Here is a 22606-nt window from a genome sequence, read left to right on the forward strand (position 1 = left end):
ACCCTCAGGAGGAAGGAATGACACCGCAAATTGAAGTATTTACCCGTAATCTGGAATTGACCGACCGCCTACAGGAATATGTCACCAAAAAAGTATCTAAATTAAATAAATTAATCAATGACGTTGAAGACACCCGTGTAGATCTTTCGTATGTAAAATCAGCACGGAGTGCATCCGACCGGCAGGTTGCACAAATTACCATTCGAGGCAAAGGTTTTATTTTGCGGGCCGAAGAAAGAGCGGACGATTTGTTTGCCGCCATTGACGAAGCAGTGGACAAAATGCAACGCCAGATTTCTCGCTTCAAAGGCAAGCGCCAGCGCGGGCGTGGTGATGGTACACCCGCTTCTGAGGTAGCAAAAGAACCCATGCCCGAAGAAACCACCGCCGATATTGAGGAAATGCCGGTCATTGCCCGCCGCAAGACGTTTTCGCTGGTTCCGATGGATGAGATGGAAGCCATTGAGCAGATGAAACTGCTTGGGCATGAAGATTTCTTCGTTTTTTACAATGCAAATACCAATGCCATTAACGTTTTATATACCCGACGAGATGGAACATATGGCTTGATTGAACCCAAATTAGGTTAACCTCATCCAACAACGACTCACCAAAAACACACCCTGGCCAGGGGTGTGTTTTTGTTACTTGCCACTCCTGCGGCTGTGCGCTATAATCTAGCCGTTCTGAAACCATCTTGAAAACAGGGAAAGTAATATGATTGACGTCAACGATCTGCGCAAAGGGGTAACTTTCGAACTGGATGGAAACCTCTACAAAGTACTCGAATACAGCCACCACAAACCGGGGCGCGGTAACGCTACCATTCGCATTAAGGCTCGCAACCTGCGCACCGGCGCCACACTGGAAAAGACCTTTACCTCCGGTGACCGTGTTCCTGAAGCCCGCCTGGAATACCATAACGCTCAATACCTCTACAACGACGGCGAAATTTATTACTTCATGGACACCGAAACTTTTGAGCAGTACCCCATCCGTGCCGAAATCCTCGGCGATTCGGCCGGTTATCTCAAAGAGGAAATGCCGGTCAAATTGACTTTTTACGGATCTGAAGCGCTGGATGTGGAACTGCCTACCACGGTTGATTTAAAAGTGACTTATGCGGAAATTGCGGTGCGCGGCGATACTGCCACGGGCGTGACCAAAACCGTTACCGTTGAAACTGGTATTCAGGTACAGGTGCCCAATTTTGTGGAAGAAGGCGATGTCATCCGTGTAGATACCCGCACAGGCACATACGTAACCCGCGTTCAATAAACAAGGCTCTTATTTGAATGAAAACCCCTGCGGGTTTTGAATGCAGTTATTTTTACGGGGATTACTATCGTGGACGAAAAAGGGAGGAGTGCCGCCTGATCGGCAACACACCTCCTCCCCACCACTGGACAGCTGATTTATGTAAAACCTGTCCGGTTCCGGGTATTCAAAGAGCCAATGCCTGCCCGCACATGGTACTGGATGCCCGAGTAAGCCGCGGGTTTCTTGGATTAAAACGAAAAGTCCACGTCAGCGCCTATTGCAATAAATCCTTCCAGATTGTCACTGAACCGCATGTCGGTTGCGGTCAGTGCCATCCGCTACCCCCACCTTTTATCGAACCGGAAACTCGATGAGCCTCACCGTTCTTTTTGATTTAGATGATACCCTGCTGGAAAACGATATCCAGCCGTTTATTCAACGTTATTTTGAATTACTTGCAAATACACTGGCTGAATCGATCTCACCCCAACAATTTTTGCAGGCCATGCAGCATGCAGTCTATGCCATGCTGCAAAAACAAATGCCAGCGGGCACATTAGAAAACACCTTCGACCAGGTGTTCTACCCCGCTTTAGGGGTGTCCAAACAATCCCTCAAAGAGAAAATTGATGATTTCTACCGGACAAAATTCCCTTTACTAAAAGAATTAACCCGCCCCAGATCAACAGCCATCCGCCTGATTGAATGCGCTTTTGAGCGCGGATGGCAGGTTGTGATCGCCACCAATCCCCTCTTCCCTCGAACCGCAATCGAACAGCGCTTGGCATGGGCCGGTTTACCCGTTGACCAATATCCATATTCATTGGTTACCACTTACGAAAATTCACACTTCTGTAAACCTCATCCAGCCTATTTTGCAGAAATCCTTGCAGTCCTTCGCTGGCCTCAGATGCCGGCTGCGATGGTTGGCAACAGCTGGGAGGACGACATTCTACCAGCAGAACAGTTAGGATTACCCACCTTTTTCCTGAGCGAACAGAATCAGCCTGAGAACAGCGCCTCGCGTAACCCCCTCAGTAAAACCGGTGCTTTGGAGGATGTACTGGCCTGGCTGGATACCATTGCTCAACAGGATGGCGTACCCTCCTATGATGGGATTGCCGCCATTCTGGCGACTTTGCAATCCACCCCGGCTGCATTGGAAACTTTTTCCTCTGCTTTTCCTGAAGAACTCTGGAATCAAAGACCTGAACCTAAAGAATGGTGTTTCACCGAAATTTTATGTCATCTACGCGATGTCGATCGCGAGGTCAATCAGGAACGCATTGAAATGGTTTTGAAAGAAAATCGTCCCTTCCTGCCAGCCGCAATGACGGATGGCTGGGTTGAAGCACGGAATTGTATTTTTGAAAATGGAAGAACCGCACTGGATGGATTTATTTCAGCCCGCAGTGAGATTTTGCAAAAATTAATCAATCTAAACGAAAAAGACTGGCAAAGACCAGCTCGCCACGCAATTTTTGGGCCTACCACCTTGAAAGAACTGGTGGGTTTTGTTGCAACGCATGACCGAATCCACATCAATCAGGCCTGGCAGACCATTCAAGCCCTTACTTGATGGGTTTTATTTTCTTTCTTCCTCAGCCGAACCGGGTTTTTGTGTTTCTTCTGTCTTTCCGCCCAATTCAACTCGAAAGACATCCAAAATTCGGCGGACAATTTCATAAACCACATTTTGCTTGAAGCCGCTCACCCACGCAAACACATAGATGACCAGGGCTGAGCGAATGGTGACATTTTCTTCTATTCCTGCGGTCAGAGAAAAGAACCCGGCCTGAAAAACCAGAAAAACAAATGCTCCTAACGCAATTCCCAGCAATGGATTGGTAATGTACCACAAAGCATATTGTGGATCAAAATCCTGCTCAGCAGCGATGTGTTTCCACAAAGCGTACAATGCGCCAACCACACCCCCAAAACCACCCCATAACAGCGTATTGATAAACTGCACCAGATTGACCGAAGCAAACGGACTTACTCGATTGATCTGAGAAGCCTGCGGTTCAATATTGGTGATGACAAACACCGCAATCAACATGAGGAAAACAAACAGTTCATAGCCAAACAGACGCAAACCAACCGTCCGAGAAGCCTGTTTGACCCGCGCAATAAAATCCAATCGGTGTTCAACTTCAACAATCAAACGCTCACCCTCTTCAAAATTTTCTTCTGCTTCAAAAAGGAGTTGTCGTGCTCGTTCGATTTTGTCAAACAACTGACCGGCTAATTCGATTTTGTTAACTTCTGCTTTAATTCTTTCAAGCGCATGACTGGCACGTTCATGCAAGGCTTGAATTCGCTCCGGCGTGATGAACTCATTGCCTTTCGTTACCACTTTTTCTCTTTCACTTTCAAGAACAGGAAAAACTGCCCGCATTGGACGATCTTCCGGGAGAACGTGTTCATTTTCTTCTGTATTGCCTTCTTCAATTCGTTCGTCAAGGGGCTTAAAAGCAGAAGAATCAGGCTGGTCACTCATCTCTCACCTCCAAAAATCAATTCCATGGCACTACTTCCAGTATAGACAGGGATAATCATTCCGTCAACATAGGAGTTGTATAAGAACCACCCTAATCCTTATTCATAGACTGGCAGGGGTATTGATAGATTGGTATAATTCATACCAACAATAAAGGCAATTCGCCCGGATGGGTTTCATTAATAACATGGAGGTTTATGTGAGCTCTCGCAACCAATCTTATGTTGTCTACCTGCTGCTATTTGTGGCCATCATCGCCATGGTGATGTACAGCTTCAGCCAGCGGGGCAGCACCTCCGAAGTTTCAATTAACCAACTGGCTGAAGATATCAAGAATCAGCGGGTTACAAAAATTGAAGAGGATGACAACCGCCTGAAAATTACCTACAAAGACCTGAGCGAAGCGCTCTCCACCAAAGAGCCTTCTGCAACTCTGGTTGAACAACTGCTTAATTTAGGGGTAACCCAGGAACAGCTGCATCCTGAACGAATCAAAATCATCATCAAACCACCCAGCGCCTGGGTAGGTGTATTGACCGCCCTCGGTTACATCTTACCGTTTCTGATCTTAATCGGTGCCTTCTTCTTTATCTTCCGACAGGCTCAGGGCAGCAATAATGCCGCCATGTCCTTTGGAAAATCACGCGCACGTATGTTTACCGGGGATCATCCAACGGTCACGTTTGCAGATGTCGCTGGTGTGGAAGAAGCCAAAGAAGAATTGAAAGAAGTTGTCGAATTTTTGCGTGAACCCCAAAAGTTCATCCAGTTAGGCGCGCGCATTCCAAAAGGTGTGCTGCTGGTCGGACCTCCCGGCACGGGTAAAACATTGCTGGCAAAAGCGGTTTCAGGAGAAGCTGGTGTTCCTTTCTTCTCCATCTCTGGTTCGGAATTTGTGGAAATGTTTGTGGGTGTTGGTGCAAGCCGTGTGCGCGACCTGTTCGATCAGGCCAAGCGCCACTCCCCTTGTATTGTCTTTGTGGATGAAATTGATGCCGTTGGACGCCAACGTGGTGCTGGCTTGGGCGGCAGCCATGACGAGCGCGAACAAACCCTCAATCAGATGCTGGTTGAAATGGACGGCTTTGATACCGACACCAACATCATCATCATGGCCGCCACCAACCGTCCCGACATCCTCGATCCAGCTTTACTGCGCCCCGGCCGTTTCGATCGGCGGGTTGTATTGGACCGCCCGGATGTTCGCGGACGCGAAGCCATCCTCAAGGTGCATGTCAAAGGCAAGCCGCTTGAACCCAATGTGGACCTGAGCATTCTTGCGCGGGCAACTCCCGGTTTTGTCGGTGCCGATTTGGAAAACCTGGTCAACGAAGCAGCCATTCTTGCTGCCCGGCGGAATAAAAAGAGTATTTCTCAGTCAGAATTTGAAGAAGCCATCGAGCGCGTGATCGCCGGCCCGGAACGCAAGAGCCGCCTGATCAGTGATGAAGAAAAACGCATTATTGCCTACCACGAAGCCGGACATGCCGTAGTGATGAACGCTCTGCCGGATCATGACCCCGTCCAAAAGGTTACGATTATCGCTCGGGGAATGGCTGGCGGCTATACCATAGCCCTGCCAACTGAAGATCGGACGATTATGCCGCGCAAGAAACTCATTGCTCAAATGGTCGGTTTGCTGGGCGGGCGCGCTGCTGAGGAAATCGTCTTTGACGATATTACCTCCGGAGCTGGCAATGACATTGAGCGCGTAACCCAAATAGCCCGTACGATGGTCACCCGTTTGGGAATGAGCCGCGAGATGGGGCCGATGGTTTATGGACAGAAAGAGGAATTAATCTTTCTGGGGCGCGAAATCTCCGAACAGCGCGATTACTCCGAAGCAGTCGCTGAGCAAATTGATGCCGAGGTTCGCCGTCTGGTCAACGATGCCTACCAGCAAGCCCGCCAGATCCTGATCGAGTATCGCGATAAACTGGATGCGGTGGCTCAGCGCTTGCTGGAAGTTGAAACCATCTCCCGCGAGGAATTTGAACGCATCTTTCCGCCGCCGGTTCCCAAGCGCAGTGGTGTGCCAGCTCTGGCATCGAATAACTAAACCGCTTTAGACTTCCACCAACCACCCGCGAATCAGCTCCGAAATTTCGCGGGTGGTTTTTTCGTTCATTTCAAACCAGTGAATTTTCGGATCGTTTTCTTTAAACCAGTTAGCCTGCCGGCGAACGAATTGACGGCTATTCTTTTTTATTAACGCGATTGCCTCATCCATGGTTAGCTTTCCGTGCAGGTAAGCCACAACTTCACGGTATCCAATGGTCGAAAAAACCGGTGAATGAGGTTGCAATCCCCGCTCCAATAATTGCCTGACTTCATCCACCAGTCCGGCTGCCAGCATTTGATCAAGGCGTTGGTCAATGCGTTGATAAAGCTCCTGCCGCGGCCTTTTTAAACCGATCTTTAATACCCTGTATGGTGACTCTCCTTTTTGACGCTGCTCCGAAAAACGCTGGCCGGTCTTAAGAATCACCTCCAGGGCGCGAATCGTTCGGCGAAGGTTGCGCGGGTCTATGGCAGAGGCAGCCTGGAAATCCAGAATCGCCAGTTTGTGATGAATACTCTCATGGCCGATTTCCCTCGCCCAGCATTCCAAAACCTGCCTCAGCCGGGCATCCGGCTGTTGCGCCGGTACAGACCAATCCTCAATTAATGCCGTGATGTATTGACCTGTCCCACCTACCAGAAAAGGCAGCTTACCGCGGGCTTGAATATCAGCAATCACCTGTTTAGCTGCGCTTTTGAAAACCCCCAGACTCCACACTTCGTTTGGCTCGGCAACGTCTATTAAATGATGCGGCACGCGCTGCCGCTCAGTTTGGGTGGGTTTGGCAGTGCCAATGTCCATACCACGGTAGAACAGCCGCGAGTCTGCAGATACAATTTCTCCCTCAAATTGCTGTGCCAGCTGGATGGCTGTTTCGGTTTTTCCAACCGCTGTTGGTCCTACGATGACAATCAAACGGGGCATGCCTTCAGCCGATGACATTTTCAAACCACTCGATTTCCGGGTCTGCTTGACCCAATCTGCCGCGGATTGCGATTAAGTCCACCCGCCAATCACCGTTAATATTTTTTTCTTGAACAAAAAATGAGGCAGCATTAATCAGGTGTTCCTTTTTTTTCGTATCAAGAGCATCTTCCGGGGGCCCAAAGTCATCTGTGCTGCGAGTCTTTACCTCAAAGAAAACTATGACTTCTCCATATCGGGCAATCAAGTCAATTTCCCCGTAGGGAGTGCGAACATTCTGTCCAATTAATTCATATCCTGCATCCGTGATTCGAGCGGCAGCCACTGCCTCACCCCACGAACCGAATTGTTGACGATAATTTTTCACATATTCCTCGAATGATTGAAATGGGTTGCCTTTTACCAAAGAGCATTGAACAGAAATGGTTCAGGTTTTGTCAGAACGCAGTTTTGTGCTAAACTTTGAGAAAGGTTTAATCACTTCCTCATATTTTAACCAAAAAAACCAAACCCATGACTGCTGCTGAAATCATTGCCATCGGTACCGAATTGTTGCTGGGTGAATCCCATGACACCAACACCGCCTTCATTGCCCGTACCCTGCGCGATTTTGGTGTGGATATTTATCGCACCATGATTGTGGGAGATAATGCCGTCCGGATTGCCGAAGCCATCCGCGAATCGCTCTCCCGTGCCCAAATTGTAATTACCACTGGCGGTTTGGGTCCAACCGTAGATGACCCCACTCGCGAAGCTGTTGCGCTTGCCACCCAAAGCGAACTAGTCTTCCACCCTGATTTATGGGAGCAAATTCAGGAGCGTTTTCGTCGTTATAACCGCCTGCCCACCGAAAATAACCGCCGGCAGGCATATCTGCCCGACGGAGCGGTTGCCATTCCCAATCCGGTTGGAACCGCTCCAGCATTTTATTATCCATGGCTGGATAAAATAATAATCTGTCTGCCGGGTGTGCCCAGTGAAATGGAAACCATTCTCACCCAATCCATAATTCCATTACTGCGTTCCCGGTATGATTTGCGCGAAGTAATCCGTGCAACGGTTTTACACGCTGCCGGAGTTGGCGAATCTCAGGTGGACGAATGGCTGGCGGATTTAGAAAGACAATCCAATCCCACTGTTGGATTGCTGGCACATCCCGGTCAGGTGGATATCCGCATCACCGCCAAAGCCGCTTCGATTGAAGAGGCTGACCGGATGATTCAAAAAACAATCCGTCAGGTTTACCAGCGGATGGGGTTTGCAATCTTTGGAGTTGATCAACAAAAATTGGAGCAGGTGGTTGCCGAAAAACTCCGGGCGTTAAATTGGGAAATTTTTATAGCCGCTGCCGGTTTTCCCGAAGAAGTTAAAAAACGGCTCGAAACCGTCCTTTCAAACCCCGAAACTCTGATCTTTTTACCCTACACGGAACAACAAACACTCATCGAAAGCCTTCAACAAAAGCCAGAATTTTTACAGAGCCGCCTGGCTTTAATTGCCAGCCTGAAGCGAGGAGAACAACAGCAGGATTTGACCCTTTACCTGCGCACTCCGCAGGGAATTGACGAAACAACCCGCTCCTACGGTGGACCACCGCCCCTGGCCGGGTTGTGGGCTTTACGAACTTCGCTGGAATTTGTGCGCCGACATCTGCCTTCAAGCCTAACCGGAGAAAATAATTTATGACAATTTCAGCCGATCTCATTCTTAAGAATGCCGTCGTCGTAACGATGGACGAGCAATTTAATCTCTATGAACCCGGTGCAGTTGCGATCCGCGGAGAAACCATTTTGGCTGCCGGTCAACAAAATGAAATCATCCAGCAGTATTTTGCCAATCAGGTGGTAGATTGTCGCGGCAAAATCCTCATGCCGGGTCTGATCAATGCTCACACCCATGTACCCATGACCTTGCTGCGCGGCCTGGCTGACGATCTGCGGCTGGATGTCTGGCTGCTGGGCTATATGATGCCAGTCGAAAGGGAATTCGTTTCTCCCGACTTTGTGCGCCTGGGTACCGGTTTAGCCTGTGCCGAGATGATCCGCGGGGGTGTAACAACCTTTGCGGATATGTATTACTTTGAAGAGGATATTGCAAAAGCCACCGCTCAGGCCGGCCTGCGCGGCATTTGTGGTCAAACCGTGCTGAAATTTCCAACCCCGGATGCTCAATCCTACGAAGAATCGCTTGCCTATGCCCGCGATTACATTCAGCGCTGGAAGAATCATTCACTGATCATCCCGGCGGTAGCACCGCATGCCCCCTACACCTGCACAGATGAAATTCTGCGTGCCTGCGCCCAACTGGCGATTGAAATGGATGTACCGCTTCACATCCATCTTTCCGAATCAGCCCAAGAGGTCGAAAACATGCGCCGGGAACAGGGAATGCCGGTGATCCCGTATGTAAAGAAACTGGGATTACTGGAGGCTAAAGTGATCGCAGCCCATTGCGTCCACGTGGATGAAGGTGAAATGCGCACCTTTCAGCACTATAACACCGGCATTGCTCACAATCCGTCTTCAAATCTAAAACTGGCTTCCGGTATTGCGCCGGTCAAAAAGATGCTGGAGTTGGGTTTGAACGTTGGCATCGGCACCGATGGGCCGGCTTCTAACAATGACCTTGATATGTTTGAAGAGATGCGCCTCGCCTCATTTCTGGCAAAAGGTTCTACCGGCGATCCCACTGCCCTTCCGGCTTTGGCTACCCTGGCAATGGCAACCTGTAATGGAGCCAAAGCTTTGCACGTGGATCATTTGACCGGTTCAATCAAAGCCGGTAAACGCGCCGATTTGATCGTTCTCGACCTTGCCCCAGTGCACAACTCACCCCGCTTTCAGCGAGATCCTCAGGGCATTTATTCTCAAATCGTGTATGCTGCCAAAGCGATGGATGTAAGCGATGTGATGGTCAATGGGCAATGGCTGATGCGCGATCACAATCTGCTCACAGTAAATGAAGAAGAATTGCTGAAAGGGGCCGAGGATTATGCTAAGCGTATTGATATCTTCCTCATTCAGCGTGAGAAATCGCTCCTTTCCAAACTTCTCGCCTTAGGGGAAGCCACCGAAGAGGAAGAGAGTTTTGAAGTTCAGGTCAAAGTTCCGGTCGAGCAAATCGCCCTCATTCAAGATCGGCTCACCGATCCACCCTTTGAAATTTTACGCACCCGCCATTACCGTGAGTACGATGTGTATTTCAACTTTCCACCTCCGGAAGATTCGCGCCTGCGTTACCGCGAGGATCACTTCATTTCACCCACCGGGGAAGTCAACCGGGTGCGCACGCGTCTGACTTTGCTCGGACCCACCCGCGAATACTCTTTTCCCCAAAAAGTTTTGCTCTCCCGTAGCCGTTATTTAGCCACCGCAACGCAGAGTTTGCGCTTTTACCGTGAATACTTTAAACCCATCAGTGAAACCGAAATTGAGAAAGAACGACTGCGCTATCTGGTGCGCTATCAAGACACGGAGTTTTTCATCAACCTTGATCATGTGCAAAAACCCGAACTGGGGAATTTCCTGGAAATTAAGAGCCGCACATGGAGCCGTAAAGATGCTGAATTAAAATCCCGGCTGGTGGTTGAAATTTTGGAAAAATTAGGTGCATCACCTCAGCAAACCATTTCTCAGGACTACATCGAACTGGTCAAAGCATGATCATCCCGATAATCTCAAAAAGGACGGCCCAGAATGACAAAACAGGCCAATAAATCAACCATCAATGTGTTGTTTCTGGCATCAGAAGCTGCCCCGCTGGTCAAGGTGGGAGGACTGGGAGATGTAGCCGGTTCGCTTCCCCCTGCTTTGCGCCAATTGAACTCTCCTGTTTGGACAGGTCCGCAACTGGATGTTCGTCTGGTCCTGCCTTTTCATGAGGAAATCAAGCACAAAGTGCGCGAACCGCGTTTTGTTGCCTCTTTTTTGGTTGACCATCCCGGTGAAGATCTGCCTGCGAAAGCCTTTCTCACCGAAGTCAATGGGCTGCCCGTCTATCTCATTGAAGGGCCTCCGATTCTGCCGGATATGCCGGTTTATAGCAGTGACGCTGCACTGGACGGAGAAAAGTATGTTTTCTTTTCCCTTGCAGTATTGGAAATGATGAAACATCTCGATTGGAAGCCAGATATCCTTCATGCCAACGACTGGCATACAGCTGCCAGCCTTTACGCCTTGCAAATCCGCCAAAAGAACCAACCTGAGTTTCAAAACATCCGCAAAATCCTCAGTATCCACAACCTGCCTTTTATGGGCAAAGACGCTGAAGAAGCGCTGATTAAGTACGGCATTCCCCGTGCGAAAGACAAACGACTGCCCAGGTGGGCAACCCTGTTTCCCCTGCCGCTGGGTTTGCTGGCAGCCGATCGCATCATTGCCGTTTCTCCGGGTTATGCGGAAGAAATTTTGACTCCCGAATTTGGCTGCGGCTTGCAAGAATTCCTGAAAACACGGCGATCTTCGATATCAGGGATTTTGAACGGTTTGGATCAGGAATCTTGGAACCCCCAAACTGACCCGGCACTCATCGAGCATTATTCACCTGAGACACTGGAACGACGCTCCCTGAATAAGAAGACCCTTCAGGAGGACTTAAGCCTGCCCGTCGAAGCCGATACTCCCTTGCTGATTATCATCAGCCGGCTGGATCAACAAAAAGGAATAGACCTCGCTATTGCCGGGCTGCGCCAAATGGCAGCCCAAAACTGGCAATTAGTTTTACTGGGTACCGGCGACCCATTACTGGAAAGTGATTGCCGTAGTCTGGAAGCCGAATTCCCAGAGCGTGTCCGCGCTGTCATCCGCTTCGATGCCGGGTTCGCCCGCCGCATGTATGCCTCTGGAGATATTCTCTTGATGCCCTCGCGCTATGAACCCTGTGGGCTGGCGCAGATGATCGCGATGCGCTATGGTTGTGTCCCACTGGCACGCGCCACCGGTGGCTTGAAAGACACCATTCAAGATCATGATGATCCTGACCAGTCTACCGGCTTTTTATTCGAGGAGGCCTCACCCCAGGCCTTTACGGCTGCGCTGGAAAGGGCATTGAACCTTTATCCCAACACAGAGGTCTGGCGCAAAATTCAGCGCAACGGCATGCAGCAGGACTTTTCATGGGAAAAATCAGCCATCGAGTACGCCAAAATATACCTTGAACTGACGGAGCAAAGCAAATGAAAATCCGTAGTCTGATACTTGCCGGTGGAGAAGGTACACGTCTCAGTATTCTGACTGCAAAACGCACCAAACCGGCCGTCCCCTATGCCGGAAAGTACCGCATCATTGATTTTCCCCTTTCCAATTGTGTAAATTCACGCCTGTTCGATGTAATGCTGGTTGCCCAATACCGTCCGCATTCACTGATCGAACATATTGGCGCTGGCGGCCCATGGGACTTGAACCGCGATTTTACGGGAGGTGTCAGGATTCTCACGCCATACCGCGCGCGTGGTTCAAGCTGGTTTGTTGGCACTGCGGATGCGGTTCAACAAAACTTCACGTTTATCAAACGCGGCAACATAGATACCATTTTGATCCTTTCTGGTGATCATATTTACACCATGGATTACAATCCGATGATTCAGTTTCATCAGCAAAATCAGGCTGAGGTGACAGTTGCCGTGATGGATGTGCCGCTCGAAGAAGCACCTCGTTTTGGCATTGTGGGCACAGATGAAAATAACCGCATTACTTCTTTCGTTGAAAAGCCGGAAAAACCTCCTTCCACACTGGCTAACATGGGTATTTACTTATTTAATCTGGATACCCTCAATGAAGCCCTGTGGGAAGATCACTTGAGGCAGGATTCGCAACATGACTTTGGCAAAAACATTCTTCCCCGTCTGGTCGAAACCGGCCATCGGGTATTTGCCTACCGCTATCAGGGCTATTGGATGGATGTTGGAACCGTGCAATCCTACTGGCAGGCACACATGGATCTCTTGTGTGATCCTCCTGCCTTCAACCTTTACCGCCCGGATTGGATCATCCACACCCGCACAGAGGAAAGACCTCCCGCTATGCTCCAGCGAGGGACGACAATTGAAGACAGCCTCATTTGTCACGGCTGCCTGATCGAAAAAGGAGCTTCCATCATCCGTTCCGTACTCTCTCCGGGAGTCGTTGTCCGTTCAGGCTGCCATATCGAAGATTCGATCATCCTCACCGATACGATTGTGGATCAAAACACCCGCATTTTGCGCTCCATACTGGATAAACGGATTCAAGTCGGCAAAAATTGCCAGATCGGCGAAAAAACGGACGACCATTTGGAATTTGCGATGATTGGAAGAAACAGTATTGTGCCGGACGGCACAATCATTCACGCCGGTAGTACGGTTGGGACGGATGTGGTATCATCGGATTATACGGGGAACGAGGTAAAACCCGGAGAATTCATTCAAACACGGAGATTACCCAATGAAATTTAAACGCGCCGCGGGAATCATCCTTCATCCAACGAGTTTACCGGGTCCAGATGGAATCGGAGATCTTGGACCTGAGGCGTACCGCTGGATCAATTTTCTTGCTGAATCCGGTTGTAAGCTGTGGCAGGTACTGCCGCTTGGGCCAACCGGTTACGGCGACTCTCCTTATCAGTGCTTCTCGGCGTTTGCCGGTAATCCATATCTGGTGAGTCCGGCTCTGCTGTTGGAAGAGGGTCTCTTGAGGCGAAGCGACCTGACCGACCGCCCGGAATTTAATCCGATTCGGATTGATTATGGTGAAGCCATCAACTGGAAATTAAAAATTCTTGACCGCGCTTATGATAACTTCAAGCGCCAAAACGATTCCAAGCTTCATGATGAATATCATCATTTCATGGAACATGAGGCTGATTGGCTGGACGATTTTGCTCTCTTCATGGCAATCAAAGAAGCCAATGGAGGCGTTTCATGGGATAACTGGCCCAAAGAACTGCGCACTCGCCAGCCGGCGGCAATCGAGCAATTCCAAAAGACCGAAGCAGACCGCGTTCAACGGCATGCCTTCCGCCAGTTTTTATTTTTCCGCCAGTGGCTGGATTTGAAGGCATACGCCAATCAAAAGAACATTCAAATCATCGGAGATATCCCCATCTTCGTGGCTTACGATAGCGCAGATGCCTGGTCAAACCCGGAATTGTTTTACCTCGATGAAGAAAGCAAACCAACCGTTGTTGCCGGTGTCCCGCCGGATTACTTCTCTCCCACCGGTCAGTTATGGGGGAATCCTCTCTACAAGTGGGAGGTGCACCGCCAGCAGAACTTCCGCTGGTGGATACGACGAATGCAGGCCACCTTGCGGCTGGTGGATATTGTGAGACTGGATCATTTTCGCGGTTTTGCGGGTTATTGGGAAGTACCCTTCGGCATGCCAACGGCGGAAATCGGTCGCTGGGTCAAGGGCCCAGGAGCCGAACTATTCCATGCCTTTCGAGAAGCGCTGGGCGACCTGCCAATCATCGCTGAGGACCTTGGCGTAATTACCCCGGATGTGGTGGAACTGCGCGATTCGTTTGCCCTGCCCGGTATGAAGGTCTTCCAATTTGCCTTCACGACCGACCCGCTGGACCCATTCCTGCCGCATAATTACGAAACCAATTGTGTGGCCTACACCGGCACCCATGACAATGATACCGCCCTGGGCTGGTATCAAAGCGCACCGGAAAAAGAACGCGATTTCATCCGCCGCTATCTCGCCCGTTCTGGCGAGGACATTGCCTGGGATATGATTCGCGCTGTGTGGTCTTCGGTTTCAGTTTTTGCCCTGGCCCCCATGCAGGATGTGCTGAGTTTGGGAAATGAAGCCCGTATGAACCTGCCCGGCAGAGCCAGTGGTAACTGGGGTTGGAGGTTACACCCCGAAGCCTATACCCCGACAATTCTTAAACGGCTCAAAGAGGTCAATTACCTGTACGCCCGAATGGATATCGAACGTACTTCAGAATCTGAAATACCAGCCGATTATCCTTTATAAAGCCAGGCTGTATCTCTTTTGTGTAACCCACCAACCCGCACCTGCCCTGAATTAGTCAGGTGAATTTGGAAAGGCCAAAAAGGCTTTGCAACCTATCATAAAACCTGAGCATGGACTTGCGCCTGTCAGATAAATAATCAATTCAAGAATTCTCACGATTGGCAAGGGAAGCAAGGTAAATGCCGCTCAAAATCATTCCCCCGCCAATCACTTCATTTAGCAACGGCGTTTCTCGAAGGAAAATCATTGCCAGAATCGTCGCCCCAACAGGTTCACCCAACAAAGCAAGAGAGACAAAAGTTGCCGGTAAATACCGCAACGCCCAGTTGAAAGATGAATGCCCAATCACCTGTGGGATGATGGCCAGTAAGAGAAACCATCCAAAAACTGACAGAGGATAGCCGGTGAACGAGTAACCATTCAGCGCAGCCAGAACGATCAATACCACCGCAGCTGTTGAATAAACCAGTAAAGTATACGACCGCAACGAAATCAAGGGTCGGATCTTCCGTCCTACCAGCAGGTAGCCGGCTGCCATCCATGCCCCCATCAACGCGAGCAGATTCCCAAGCAACGCTTTGCCCTGAAAAAACGAGCTCAGCGAGGCACAAACCAGCCGGCTCTCTTCCCAAACACAGACCTGACTGGCAGCCACCACCACTCCTCCGATAAGCGCCAGACCCAGCCCCCACCAGACTTCCTTTATCATCCGCTCTTTGAGGAACAAAGGAGAAAAAATGGCAACCCACAGAGGTGTGGTTGTAACCAGGACAACCGAACTGGCAACACTGGTCAGTTCCAATGAGACAATCCATGCGGCAAAATGAACGGCAAGAAAAACACCCGCCAGGAGTGCCTGTAACTTACCACTTGCAGGCAGGGCAATCACGTCCCGCTGCGCCTGCCGGAATGAAAATGGCAGTAAAATCAAACTGGCCAGCCCCAACCGGTAAGCCGCAATGATCAGAGAAGGCGCATCCTGTTGGGCATAACGGATAAAAATAGCAGCGGTTGAAACCGCCAATATGCCAATCACCAGGATGGCGGAAGCGAAACGGTATGATTTCTGTGGTGAGGACATAATCACCCTATTATATCCCAGAGGAATGCTTGACAAACGGGTATCGGCTGGCTAGAATAACTTTATCCCATTACTACAAAACCGGTCAAAAAACCAAACAAATAATTGCGGGGAGGTGTCTGGAGCTTTTCAATTTTCAGCATTTTATCAGTATGTAATCAAGCAATTCATTTTCACCCAACCATTAAGTTTCCCTTTTGCATTCTGATCCAACTCTATTTCAACCAAACGGAGGTTCCAATGACCCATATTATTACAAGCCTGTGTCTGCGCGATGGCGGCTGCGTGACTGTCTGCCCGGTGGAGTGTATTGTGCCGGGAAAACCGCAAGAACAATACCCATGGTTTTACATAGACCCGGATACCTGCATTGATTGCGGTGCATGTGTGCCGGAGTGTCCGTATGCGGCTATATTCCCCGAAGATGAAGTTCCCTCAGCCTATGTCGCCCGCGGCGGTGAACGACAATCCATGCCGGTTGGCACTCCCGGCTTCACGGAGGTTTATGACGGTGTAAACCACGATGGCGAGCCGGTTCATCTGGAAGCCACCCGCACCCTCAAGCCCGGAGAGGTGGTTGATCTGACCCCAGATATCCCCAAAAATTACGAGTACTTCAAGGAAGGCCCCGGCTACAGCGCGGCTGGCTAGTCTTTACCAGATTTTCCCTTCAGGGTTGTTATCGGTGGAATGAAGAAAATTACCGGTGAGCGATATATTCTCACCGGTGAAAACACAAGTTTCTTTTACCACTGATTCAACAACCCTGTTTTTTTGTAAAAAATCAGCCAAAGGAGGTAAAGAAAGTCAATGACCCAAGAAAACGTGCGCATCGAAAGAGACTCACTGGGAGAAGTAATGGTGCCGGCAAATGCCCTGTACGGCGCCCAGACCCAGCGGGCTGTCCTCAATTTTCCAGTGTCCGGTATGCGGCCCTACCGCGCTTTTATCTGGTCAATGGCATTAATCAAACGCGCTGCCGCTGAAGTGAACCATGCGGTGGGTCTATTGGACGAACAACGTGCCAACGCCATCATTCAGGCTGGCGAGGAGATTATGGCCGGTCAATGGAATGATCAATTCGTTGTAGATCCTTTTCAAGCCGGTGCCGGAACCAGCCACAACATGAATACGAATGAGGTCATCGCCAACCGCGCCACTCAAATTTTAGGCGGTTCAATTGGCGAATATCGGGTTCACCCCAATGACCATGTCAACATGTCCCAGTCCACCAACGATACCATCCCAACAGCAATTCGTCTGGGTTGTTTGTGGCGGCTGGATGAATTAACCTTCATCATTCAAAAATTGGTGGAAGCGTTAAAAGATAAAGCCATTGAATTTGATGACATCGTCAAATCTGGACGTACACACTTGCAGGATGCTGTGCCGGTCCGCCTGGGTCAGGAATTTGGGGCATATGCCCGGGCTGTGGAACGCGACCGCGAACGAATCGAACGCGCCGCCGAGGGACTGCGCCGTTTAGGGATTGGCGGCACGGCTACCGGTACTGGTTTGAACGCCCATCCAGAATACCATGCCCGCATGGTGGAAGTGCTTTCGCGGGTTTCCGGCCTCAAACTGTATACTTCCGACAATTTGTTTGAATCCATGCAATCCATGGCCGATATGGCCGACTTCTCGGCTTCTTTGCGTACCCTGGCGTTGACCCTCACCCGCATCGCCAATGATCTGCGTCTGCTCTCTTCGGGACCGGCAACAGGTCTGGATGAAATTCGGCTGCCGCCGGTTCAACCGGGCTCTTCTATCATGCCCGGGAAAGTAAACCCCGTCCTGGCCGAAATGTTGAACATGGCAATGTATCATATTATCGGGTTGGATACCGCTGTGGCATTGGCCTCTCAGGCTGGACAGCTGGAATTGAATGTGATGATGCCGATCATCGCCCATGACTTATTTGAAATGATGCACGTGATGATTGGTGCAATCAGCGCATTTACAGATAAATGCGTCGTGGGCATAAAAGCCAACCGCGCCAAAGCCGAAGGCTGGCTGGCGCGCAATACGATTGTGGTCACCGCCCTGAATCCGATTATTGGCTATCTAGCAGGCGCCGCCCTAGTCAAAGAAGCGCTTAGCCGCGATTTAACCGTACAAGAGGTTGCGCTCGAAAAAGTGCGCGAAGGCGCATTAAAACACAAAGATACCGGTCAACCGCTGAGCGAAGAAGAAATCCGCGCTGTGTTCAGCGATATGCGCAAATTGACTGAAGGTGGATTGTTCGGCGGCGGAGGCGGTGGCGGATAAACCTATTCAATCTTTTGGCTGGCGTACACCGCAGATCCCACAATACCGGCATTGTTCAAGAACAATGCCGGTGTTATTTTTGCTCTGGTAGAAATATAGGGCAGGAATTTTTCCACATTTTTACTCAGGCCGCCGCCGATAATGATCAATTCCGGCCAGAAGAGTCTTTCCATCTCACTTAAGAATTCCTGCAGCCGTTTGGCATATTTTTTCCATGACAGGCCTTTTCGCTGCCGCGCCGCATCTGAAGCCCGCCACTCAGCATCTTTTCCACGGATCTTGAGATGTCCAAACTCAGCATTCGGCACCAAAATGCCATCGGTAAAAATGGCCGTACCTATTCCCGTCCCAAGAGTGATTACCAGCACAACCCCTTTCACATCTTTACCGGCTCCAAATTTCATTTCGGCAATACCGGCAGCATCGGCATCATTCAAGGTGAAAGTACGGCAACCGGTGTACTGGGTCAGCAGTTCGTTGACATTCGTTCCAATCCAACTGGGATGAATGTTAGCAGCCATCATTGCGATTCCTTGCAAAATAGGGGCAGGAAAGCCACAGCCAATGACCCCCTCATAGCCAAACTGGTGAACAAGTTCGGCACAAGTTTGGGCAACGTCTTCGGGTTTTGCACCTTCCGGGGTTGGCAGCCGTTTGCGCTCGGTCAGCAATGAACCGGTTACCGGGTCAACTACAGCTCCCTTGATACCAGATCCGCCAATGTCAATCCCTAAAATCTCCATTTTGCTCTCCTTCCCTGTCAGTTATGGACACGCATTTTGCAAGTGCTCTTCAAATGTCTTTGCAAAGGAATGTTTCCTTGAACCATCACATCGAGCGCGGAAGTAAAAGTAAGGCGAATCCGCGGGATAAGCCACCGCCTGAAATGCACTCAACGAGGGATTACAAATTGGGGCAGGCGGTAAACCGGTATTTTGATAAGTATTGTAAGGTGAATTGACCATCAAATCATCGCGGCTAAGCGGATTTGTCCACCACGTCTGTTGAATTGAATTATATCCCAATGCGTATTGAACGGTTGGATCAGCATCCAGTTTCATGCCGGCTCTCAAGCGATTATAGAACACCGAAGCAATCATTGGCCTTTCCTCTTCGACCACTCCCTCGCGGTGGACGATGGAAGCCAGCGTAACGGCTTCATGTAATGTTAAGCCCTGCCGGGAGAAACCCTCACGAAGGTTAGCATCCACCTGCTCATTGAAGCGATCCAAAAAGGCAGCAACCACCTCGCGAACACTTGCATCCCGCCTGAAGCGGTATTCACCGGGAAAAAGATAACCTTCCAGACTCATGCCGGTCGAATCCCTGCCAGCCGGATGCCATTCGGAGGGGGGATTGCGCACAAATTGAAGGAACTCCTCGGGTGTAATTTGCAGCCCCGATGTCGGCAGAGATGCAGCGATTTCCTCAACCCGCCAGCCTGCCAGAATCACAAAAGTTATCTGATCCGGGGTAGCATCCAGCAATTGATGCCCGATTTCAATCGCGTTCCACGCCGGACTGATTTCATACTCTCCTGCCTGAATTGCCGTGTCCAATCCGGAGTAAACCATGTAATCTCGAAAAGCTTCATAATCGCGGATAAGACCTTCGCGTTGCAGTCGAATGGCAACCTGCTCAGCCGTTTCCCCGCGTTGAATGACAAACGGGCGAGGTGTTGCCTGAGGTTCCAGCGGAGTTGTCAGCTCCGCATATTTCAACAACAACTTCAGAGAATACCAGTAACGATCAAAAACATCTAATTTTGAACTGGCATAACCAAAACGCTGCTCCGCCAGGACAGGGATTTGCACCAGCATCCAGCCCAAAGCAACCATGCCCATCAAACTGATCAGCAGCAACAAAAAACATCCAAACGAAAGGCCTCCGCGCTTTGATTTTGCCATGCTCATCCTTCTTCTACTGGAAAAATGGAATCACGACTATTCAGGTAGGATTGTAATATGACAGCAGCCGCCAGATCATCCATGTGGCCGCGCCGCTGGCTTTGTTTGACGCCCATTTTCTTTCGGGCGTTGCGGGCAGTTTGGGTGCTGCCACTTTCATCCCATAAGATCACAGGAATTTCAGTTTGCGAGCGAATCGCTTCAGCCAACCGTTGAGCTTTTCTTCCCATTACGCCCGGCATACCATCCAGTTCCACTGCCTGCCCAATCACGATTTCAACAACCCCCCATTCTTGAGCAATCTGAACGATATTGGCTGCATCTGCTATGCGTGAAACATGCTTTAGCACCAACAGCGGATTCGCAATGGTTCCGGTTGGGTCCGATATGGCCAGTCCGATTCGCTTTTCACCCGGATCAACGGCCAGCACCCGCCCTCGTTCAAGGCTCATCGTTCCTCCACAGCCATGCGAAAAGTAAGAAAAGGCAAACGCGACCACCACCCCGGACGCACGATGATTTCGGGTAAGCTGGCAAGACGGAACTGCTGTTGAATCAATGTGAGGGCATTTTCCAGCGGCAACCCACGAATTGCTGCCGTTAACTGCGCCGCTTCAATCTTCTCTTCAATCCATCGGGAAGCTTCGATTGTGAATTCTATGGATTCTCCCTCAATAAAGTTTTTCACCCTGCGGTCATGGATTTGATAGGTTTCTTCTACAGCAGCCATACCCTCTGGCAGGTTAGCGTTCATTGCGTCATTCAGGATGCGATCCAGATGAGCCTGATCATAAGCCCACCCCTCAAATTCCACCTGCATATTGAGGACAAACCGATCTGCCAGTTCTCCAATTCCCGGCTGATAAACTTTTTCAATCACCTGGTGAATGACCAGCGTTTCCGGCAGCAGGGTTTTTCCAGGCGGGATCGCATTTTGCAATTCCTGCAAGGCATCTTCCGCAAGTGAGGTGATCAAGGTGTCATATACGCGTGCTGCATCTGCTTCGCTGACCACCCTGCCCTGCCGGTCGCTACCGCCAAACACCGCCTGCGGATTTTCCACGGCCACTGCCAACCCAAGGTTTCCTTCCACCGTACCCAATGCCCGAGGTGGAACATTTCCCTGACTTCCGGCAGCCAACGCCCGCACGGCCACTTCACGGCTTTGCCCGTTACCGGCCGGTATGGTGACGTTCCGGGTAGTTTCAAATCGAATGAAAGGCTCATTCAAAGTCCGAAGGATTGTACCCTGGGGGACAGAAACCACCCCATCGGTCAAATTGGTCAAAATGACCGTACCGCTTGCTTTTTGGTCGCCAACCTGCTGAACGCCACTGGCATCTGCCGAAAGAGTTCCCTGCACCTTGACCCTGAACACCTCGACAGGCAGCAAACCAGAAGGAGATACCACCTCAATTTGCGGGCTTGCCCGAATTTGCATCTCGATAGTTTGTTCTTCCTGATAGGGATCGAGGGAAATGGTTGCAGAAGGGAGGAAAAACAACATCAGGCTGAGAAAACTGCTCAGCCCCAATAAAAAGAACACCAACCTCACCCAATTCTTTTCCGGGCGGTGACGCGTTTCATCCAATAACCGACGAAGTGCGTCAGGATTGGCTTTCTGAGTTTTACGATACCGTAGCAGCCTCCGCCTGCGGGTTGAAGGCTGCCATGTCATCCTTTGGGCAGCCGGTATCGTCGGAAAAGCGGCGATCCCCAGTTCCTTCGCCTCCAGGATAAGGTCTTGATCCTGTGTTACCAGACCAACCTGACCACCCAGAGCTTGCGCCTGTCTTTGCAGCAGAATCAAATCCAGGCGTTGGAGTAACGGCGGGCGGCGGCGGGGAAGCACCAGCAGAATACGCCTCGCTTTGCTCCAGGACATCTTGTCGCGAATCGAGATGTAGTCATCATGGGTTTCCAGACGAATGATTTGGGTTTTCATTAAGAACACAAACAACGGGAATGGATTTATGGTAATTATACACGTCGGGTGGGCTGACCGTACTCCCACAACCGCCGAATTTCCTCAGCCCCCAAATCCCGCCATTCCCCCGGTTGCAAGCCCTCCAGCGTAACTGGCCCAATTGCTACCCTCACCAGCCGGAGGGTGGGAAAACCCACCGCAGCCGTCATGTGCCGGATTTGTCTTTTGCGTCCTTCCTGCAGCACCAATCTCAACCAGCTGGTTTCTCCATGAGGTGTGATTGGCTTACTGCGCGGCGGGAGGTTGGGCTCTGGGATCATCAGCGCATCGCACCGCCGGGTCTTTTTGCCCTTAACCATTACCCCTCTTTGCAAAGCAGCCAGTGCTTCCTCAGTAACCTTCCCTTCCACCTGTACCAGATAAGTTTTCGGAATGCGGTGTCGGGGATCGGTCAAAAAGTGAATCAAACGCCCCTCGTCACTGAGAATCAACAATCCTTCACTGTCCAAATCCAGACGTCCGGCAGGATAAACCTCCGGGATGGGTATATATTGTTTCAGGGTTGGACGACCCTCAGAATCCTGAAAGGCAGTCAGCACACCGTAGGGTTTGAAAAACGCAATCGCTCTCATCGAAATTTAGTTCGATTTATACAACCAGCAGAGTGATTCCGATTATAATCAATACAATCGAAAAATTGTTTGATGAGTGGTTTGAAA

The 22606-nt window shown here is 50.3% G+C and carries 20 protein-coding genes and 1 pseudogene; 12 read left to right on the plus strand and 9 right to left on the minus strand.

Going from position 1 to position 22606, the window contains the following annotated elements:
- The first annotated feature begins 17 nt into the window (after positions 1 to 17).
- From hpf to ACWIZX_RS12990, 4 genes are all read left to right on the plus strand, one after another.
- On the plus strand, positions 18 to 590 hold the full coding sequence (gene hpf, locus ACWIZX_RS12975) for a ribosome hibernation-promoting factor, HPF/YfiA family (RefSeq protein WP_322792743.1): 573 nt from the start codon (positions 18 to 20) through the stop codon (positions 588 to 590).
- Positions 591 to 717: 127 nt separating this feature from the next.
- Positions 718 to 1278, plus strand: coding sequence for an elongation factor P (efp, locus tag ACWIZX_RS12980; RefSeq protein ID WP_322792744.1), 561 nt, complete (start codon positions 718 to 720; stop codon positions 1276 to 1278).
- Between the two features lie 17 nt (positions 1279 to 1295).
- The gene (locus ACWIZX_RS12985) at positions 1296 to 1634 is read left to right on the plus strand and encodes a hypothetical protein (protein ID WP_448336074.1); all 339 of its coding nucleotides are present in this window, start codon (positions 1296 to 1298) and stop codon (positions 1632 to 1634) included.
- Positions 1631 to 2839 (plus strand): DinB family protein, encoded by a 1209-nt coding sequence (locus ACWIZX_RS12990; protein ID WP_448336075.1) that lies wholly within the window; start codon positions 1631 to 1633, stop codon positions 2837 to 2839. Before ACWIZX_RS12985 ends, ACWIZX_RS12990 begins: the two co-directional genes overlap by 4 nt.
- 6 nt (positions 2840 to 2845) lie before the next feature.
- On the opposite strand, the gene ACWIZX_RS12995 is transcribed toward ACWIZX_RS12990, so the two are convergent.
- Positions 2846 to 3760: a hypothetical protein gene (locus tag ACWIZX_RS12995; RefSeq protein ID WP_448336076.1), complete on the minus strand. Its 915-nt coding sequence runs from the start codon at positions 3758 to 3760 to the stop codon at positions 2846 to 2848.
- Between the two features lie 199 nt (positions 3761 to 3959).
- Here ACWIZX_RS12995 and ftsH point away from each other — a divergent pair, with 199 nt between their 5' ends.
- The gene (ftsH, locus tag ACWIZX_RS13000; RefSeq protein WP_322791541.1) at positions 3960 to 5819 is read left to right on the plus strand and encodes an ATP-dependent zinc metalloprotease FtsH; all 1860 of its coding nucleotides are present in this window, start codon (positions 3960 to 3962) and stop codon (positions 5817 to 5819) included.
- A 6-nt stretch (positions 5820 to 5825) separates the two neighbouring features.
- Here ftsH and miaA read toward each other — a convergent pair whose 3' ends face one another.
- Positions 5826 to 6764 (minus strand): tRNA (adenosine(37)-N6)-dimethylallyltransferase MiaA, encoded by a 939-nt coding sequence (gene miaA, locus ACWIZX_RS13005; protein ID WP_448336077.1) that lies wholly within the window; start codon positions 6762 to 6764, stop codon positions 5826 to 5828.
- Positions 6751 to 7113: a YraN family protein gene (locus ACWIZX_RS13010; protein ID WP_322791539.1), complete on the minus strand. Its 363-nt coding sequence runs from the start codon at positions 7111 to 7113 to the stop codon at positions 6751 to 6753. Before ACWIZX_RS13010 ends, miaA begins: the two co-directional genes overlap by 14 nt.
- A 146-nt stretch (positions 7114 to 7259) precedes the next feature.
- Here ACWIZX_RS13010 and ACWIZX_RS13015 point away from each other — a divergent pair, with 146 nt between their 5' ends.
- The 5 genes from ACWIZX_RS13015 to malQ are packed head-to-tail and all read left to right on the plus strand — an operon-like array spanning position 7260 to position 14704.
- Positions 7260 to 8432 carry a competence/damage-inducible protein A gene (locus tag ACWIZX_RS13015; protein WP_448336078.1) on the plus strand — a complete coding sequence of 391 codons (1173 nt, stop codon included), beginning with the start codon at positions 7260 to 7262 and terminating at the stop codon, positions 8430 to 8432.
- Positions 8429 to 10408 (plus strand): amidohydrolase family protein, encoded by a 1980-nt coding sequence (locus ACWIZX_RS13020; RefSeq protein WP_448336079.1) that lies wholly within the window; start codon positions 8429 to 8431, stop codon positions 10406 to 10408. Before ACWIZX_RS13015 ends, ACWIZX_RS13020 begins: the two co-directional genes overlap by 4 nt.
- Positions 10409 to 10441: 33 nt before the next feature.
- Complete coding sequence (locus ACWIZX_RS13025; protein WP_322794038.1) at positions 10442 to 11923, plus strand: glycogen synthase; 1482 nt, start codon at positions 10442 to 10444, stop codon at positions 11921 to 11923.
- Positions 11920 to 13176 carry a glucose-1-phosphate adenylyltransferase gene (gene glgC / locus ACWIZX_RS13030; RefSeq protein WP_448336080.1) on the plus strand — a complete coding sequence of 419 codons (1257 nt, stop codon included), beginning with the start codon at positions 11920 to 11922 and terminating at the stop codon, positions 13174 to 13176. The genes ACWIZX_RS13025 and glgC overlap by 4 nt, the downstream gene beginning before the upstream one ends.
- Positions 13166 to 14704: a 4-alpha-glucanotransferase gene (gene malQ / locus ACWIZX_RS13035; protein ID WP_448336081.1), complete on the plus strand. Its 1539-nt coding sequence runs from the start codon at positions 13166 to 13168 to the stop codon at positions 14702 to 14704. The genes glgC and malQ overlap by 11 nt, the downstream gene beginning before the upstream one ends.
- 142 nt (positions 14705 to 14846) lie before the next feature.
- Here malQ and ACWIZX_RS13040 read toward each other — a convergent pair whose 3' ends face one another.
- Positions 14847 to 15785 carry a DMT family transporter gene (locus ACWIZX_RS13040; protein ID WP_322794541.1) on the minus strand — a complete coding sequence of 313 codons (939 nt, stop codon included), beginning with the start codon at positions 15783 to 15785 and terminating at the stop codon, positions 14847 to 14849.
- A 240-nt stretch (positions 15786 to 16025) separates the two neighbouring features.
- On the opposite strand from ACWIZX_RS13040, the pseudogene ACWIZX_RS13045 reads away from it, so the two are divergent.
- Together ACWIZX_RS13045 and ACWIZX_RS13050 are read left to right on the plus strand one after the other, a co-directional pair.
- Positions 16026 to 16235, plus strand: a pseudogene (locus tag ACWIZX_RS13045) (4Fe-4S dicluster domain-containing protein); the annotation flags it as partial.
- A 360-nt stretch (positions 16236 to 16595) separates the two neighbouring features.
- Positions 16596 to 18053 carry an aspartate ammonia-lyase gene (locus tag ACWIZX_RS13050; RefSeq protein ID WP_448336082.1) on the plus strand — a complete coding sequence of 486 codons (1458 nt, stop codon included), beginning with the start codon at positions 16596 to 16598 and terminating at the stop codon, positions 18051 to 18053.
- Between the two features lie 2 nt (positions 18054 to 18055).
- Here ACWIZX_RS13050 and ppgK read toward each other — a convergent pair whose 3' ends face one another.
- Genes ppgK through ACWIZX_RS13075 form a run of 5 tightly spaced genes read right to left on the minus strand, consistent with a single transcriptional unit; the run spans position 18056 to position 22519 of the window.
- The gene (ppgK, locus tag ACWIZX_RS13055) at positions 18056 to 18796 is read right to left on the minus strand and encodes a polyphosphate--glucose phosphotransferase (protein ID WP_448336083.1); all 741 of its coding nucleotides are present in this window, start codon (positions 18794 to 18796) and stop codon (positions 18056 to 18058) included.
- Positions 18797 to 18817: 21 nt separating this feature from the next.
- Positions 18818 to 19960: an endolytic transglycosylase MltG gene (gene mltG, locus ACWIZX_RS13060; RefSeq protein ID WP_448336084.1), complete on the minus strand. Its 1143-nt coding sequence runs from the start codon at positions 19958 to 19960 to the stop codon at positions 18818 to 18820.
- 2 nt (positions 19961 to 19962) lie between these two features.
- Positions 19963 to 20412 (minus strand): Holliday junction resolvase RuvX, encoded by a 450-nt coding sequence (ruvX, locus tag ACWIZX_RS13065; protein ID WP_322794546.1) that lies wholly within the window; start codon positions 20410 to 20412, stop codon positions 19963 to 19965.
- Positions 20409 to 21905: a baseplate J/gp47 family protein gene (locus tag ACWIZX_RS13070; RefSeq protein ID WP_448336085.1), complete on the minus strand. Its 1497-nt coding sequence runs from the start codon at positions 21903 to 21905 to the stop codon at positions 20409 to 20411. Before ACWIZX_RS13070 ends, ruvX begins: the two co-directional genes overlap by 4 nt.
- Positions 21906 to 21940: 35 nt before the next feature.
- A complete protein-coding gene (locus ACWIZX_RS13075; RefSeq protein WP_322794548.1) occupies positions 21941 to 22519 on the minus strand; it encodes a pseudouridine synthase in 579 nt (192 codons plus the stop codon).
- Positions 22520 to 22606 lie beyond the last annotated feature (87 nt).

The sequence above is a fragment of the Bellilinea sp. genome (genome assembly GCF_053501535.1).

Bases quoted from the DNA above. Each gene is read 5' to 3' on its own strand.
- hpf (WP_322792743.1), top strand. From the start codon at position 18: ATGACACCGCAAATTGAAGTATTTACCCGTAATCTGGAATTGACCGAC.
- efp (WP_322792744.1), top strand. From the start codon at position 718: ATGATTGACGTCAACGATCTGCGCAAAGGGGTAACTTTCGAACTGGAT.
- ACWIZX_RS12985 (WP_448336074.1), top strand. From the start codon at position 1,296: ATGAAAACCCCTGCGGGTTTTGAATGCAGTTATTTTTACGGGGATTAC.
- ACWIZX_RS12990 (WP_448336075.1), top strand. From the start codon at position 1,631: ATGAGCCTCACCGTTCTTTTTGATTTAGATGATACCCTGCTGGAAAAC.
- ACWIZX_RS12995 (WP_448336076.1), bottom strand. From the start codon at position 3,760: ATGAGTGACCAGCCTGATTCTTCTGCTTTTAAGCCCCTTGACGAACGA.
- miaA (WP_448336077.1), bottom strand. From the start codon at position 6,764: ATGTCATCGGCTGAAGGCATGCCCCGTTTGATTGTCATCGTAGGACCA.
- ACWIZX_RS13015 (WP_448336078.1), top strand. From the start codon at position 7,260: ATGACTGCTGCTGAAATCATTGCCATCGGTACCGAATTGTTGCTGGGT.
- ACWIZX_RS13020 (WP_448336079.1), top strand. From the start codon at position 8,429: ATGACAATTTCAGCCGATCTCATTCTTAAGAATGCCGTCGTCGTAACG.
- ACWIZX_RS13025 (WP_322794038.1), top strand. From the start codon at position 10,442: ATGACAAAACAGGCCAATAAATCAACCATCAATGTGTTGTTTCTGGCA.
- glgC (WP_448336080.1), top strand. From the start codon at position 11,920: ATGAAAATCCGTAGTCTGATACTTGCCGGTGGAGAAGGTACACGTCTC.
- malQ (WP_448336081.1), top strand. From the start codon at position 13,166: ATGAAATTTAAACGCGCCGCGGGAATCATCCTTCATCCAACGAGTTTA.
- ACWIZX_RS13040 (WP_322794541.1), bottom strand. From the start codon at position 15,785: ATGTCCTCACCACAGAAATCATACCGTTTCGCTTCCGCCATCCTGGTG.
- ACWIZX_RS13050 (WP_448336082.1), top strand. From the start codon at position 16,596: ATGACCCAAGAAAACGTGCGCATCGAAAGAGACTCACTGGGAGAAGTA.
- ppgK (WP_448336083.1), bottom strand. From the start codon at position 18,796: ATGGAGATTTTAGGGATTGACATTGGCGGATCTGGTATCAAGGGAGCT.
- mltG (WP_448336084.1), bottom strand. From the start codon at position 19,960: ATGGCAAAATCAAAGCGCGGAGGCCTTTCGTTTGGATGTTTTTTGTTG.
- ruvX (WP_322794546.1), bottom strand. From the start codon at position 20,412: ATGAGCCTTGAACGAGGGCGGGTGCTGGCCGTTGATCCGGGTGAAAAG.
- ACWIZX_RS13070 (WP_448336085.1), bottom strand. From the start codon at position 21,905: ATGAAAACCCAAATCATTCGTCTGGAAACCCATGATGACTACATCTCG.
- ACWIZX_RS13075 (WP_322794548.1), bottom strand. From the start codon at position 22,519: ATGAGAGCGATTGCGTTTTTCAAACCCTACGGTGTGCTGACTGCCTTT.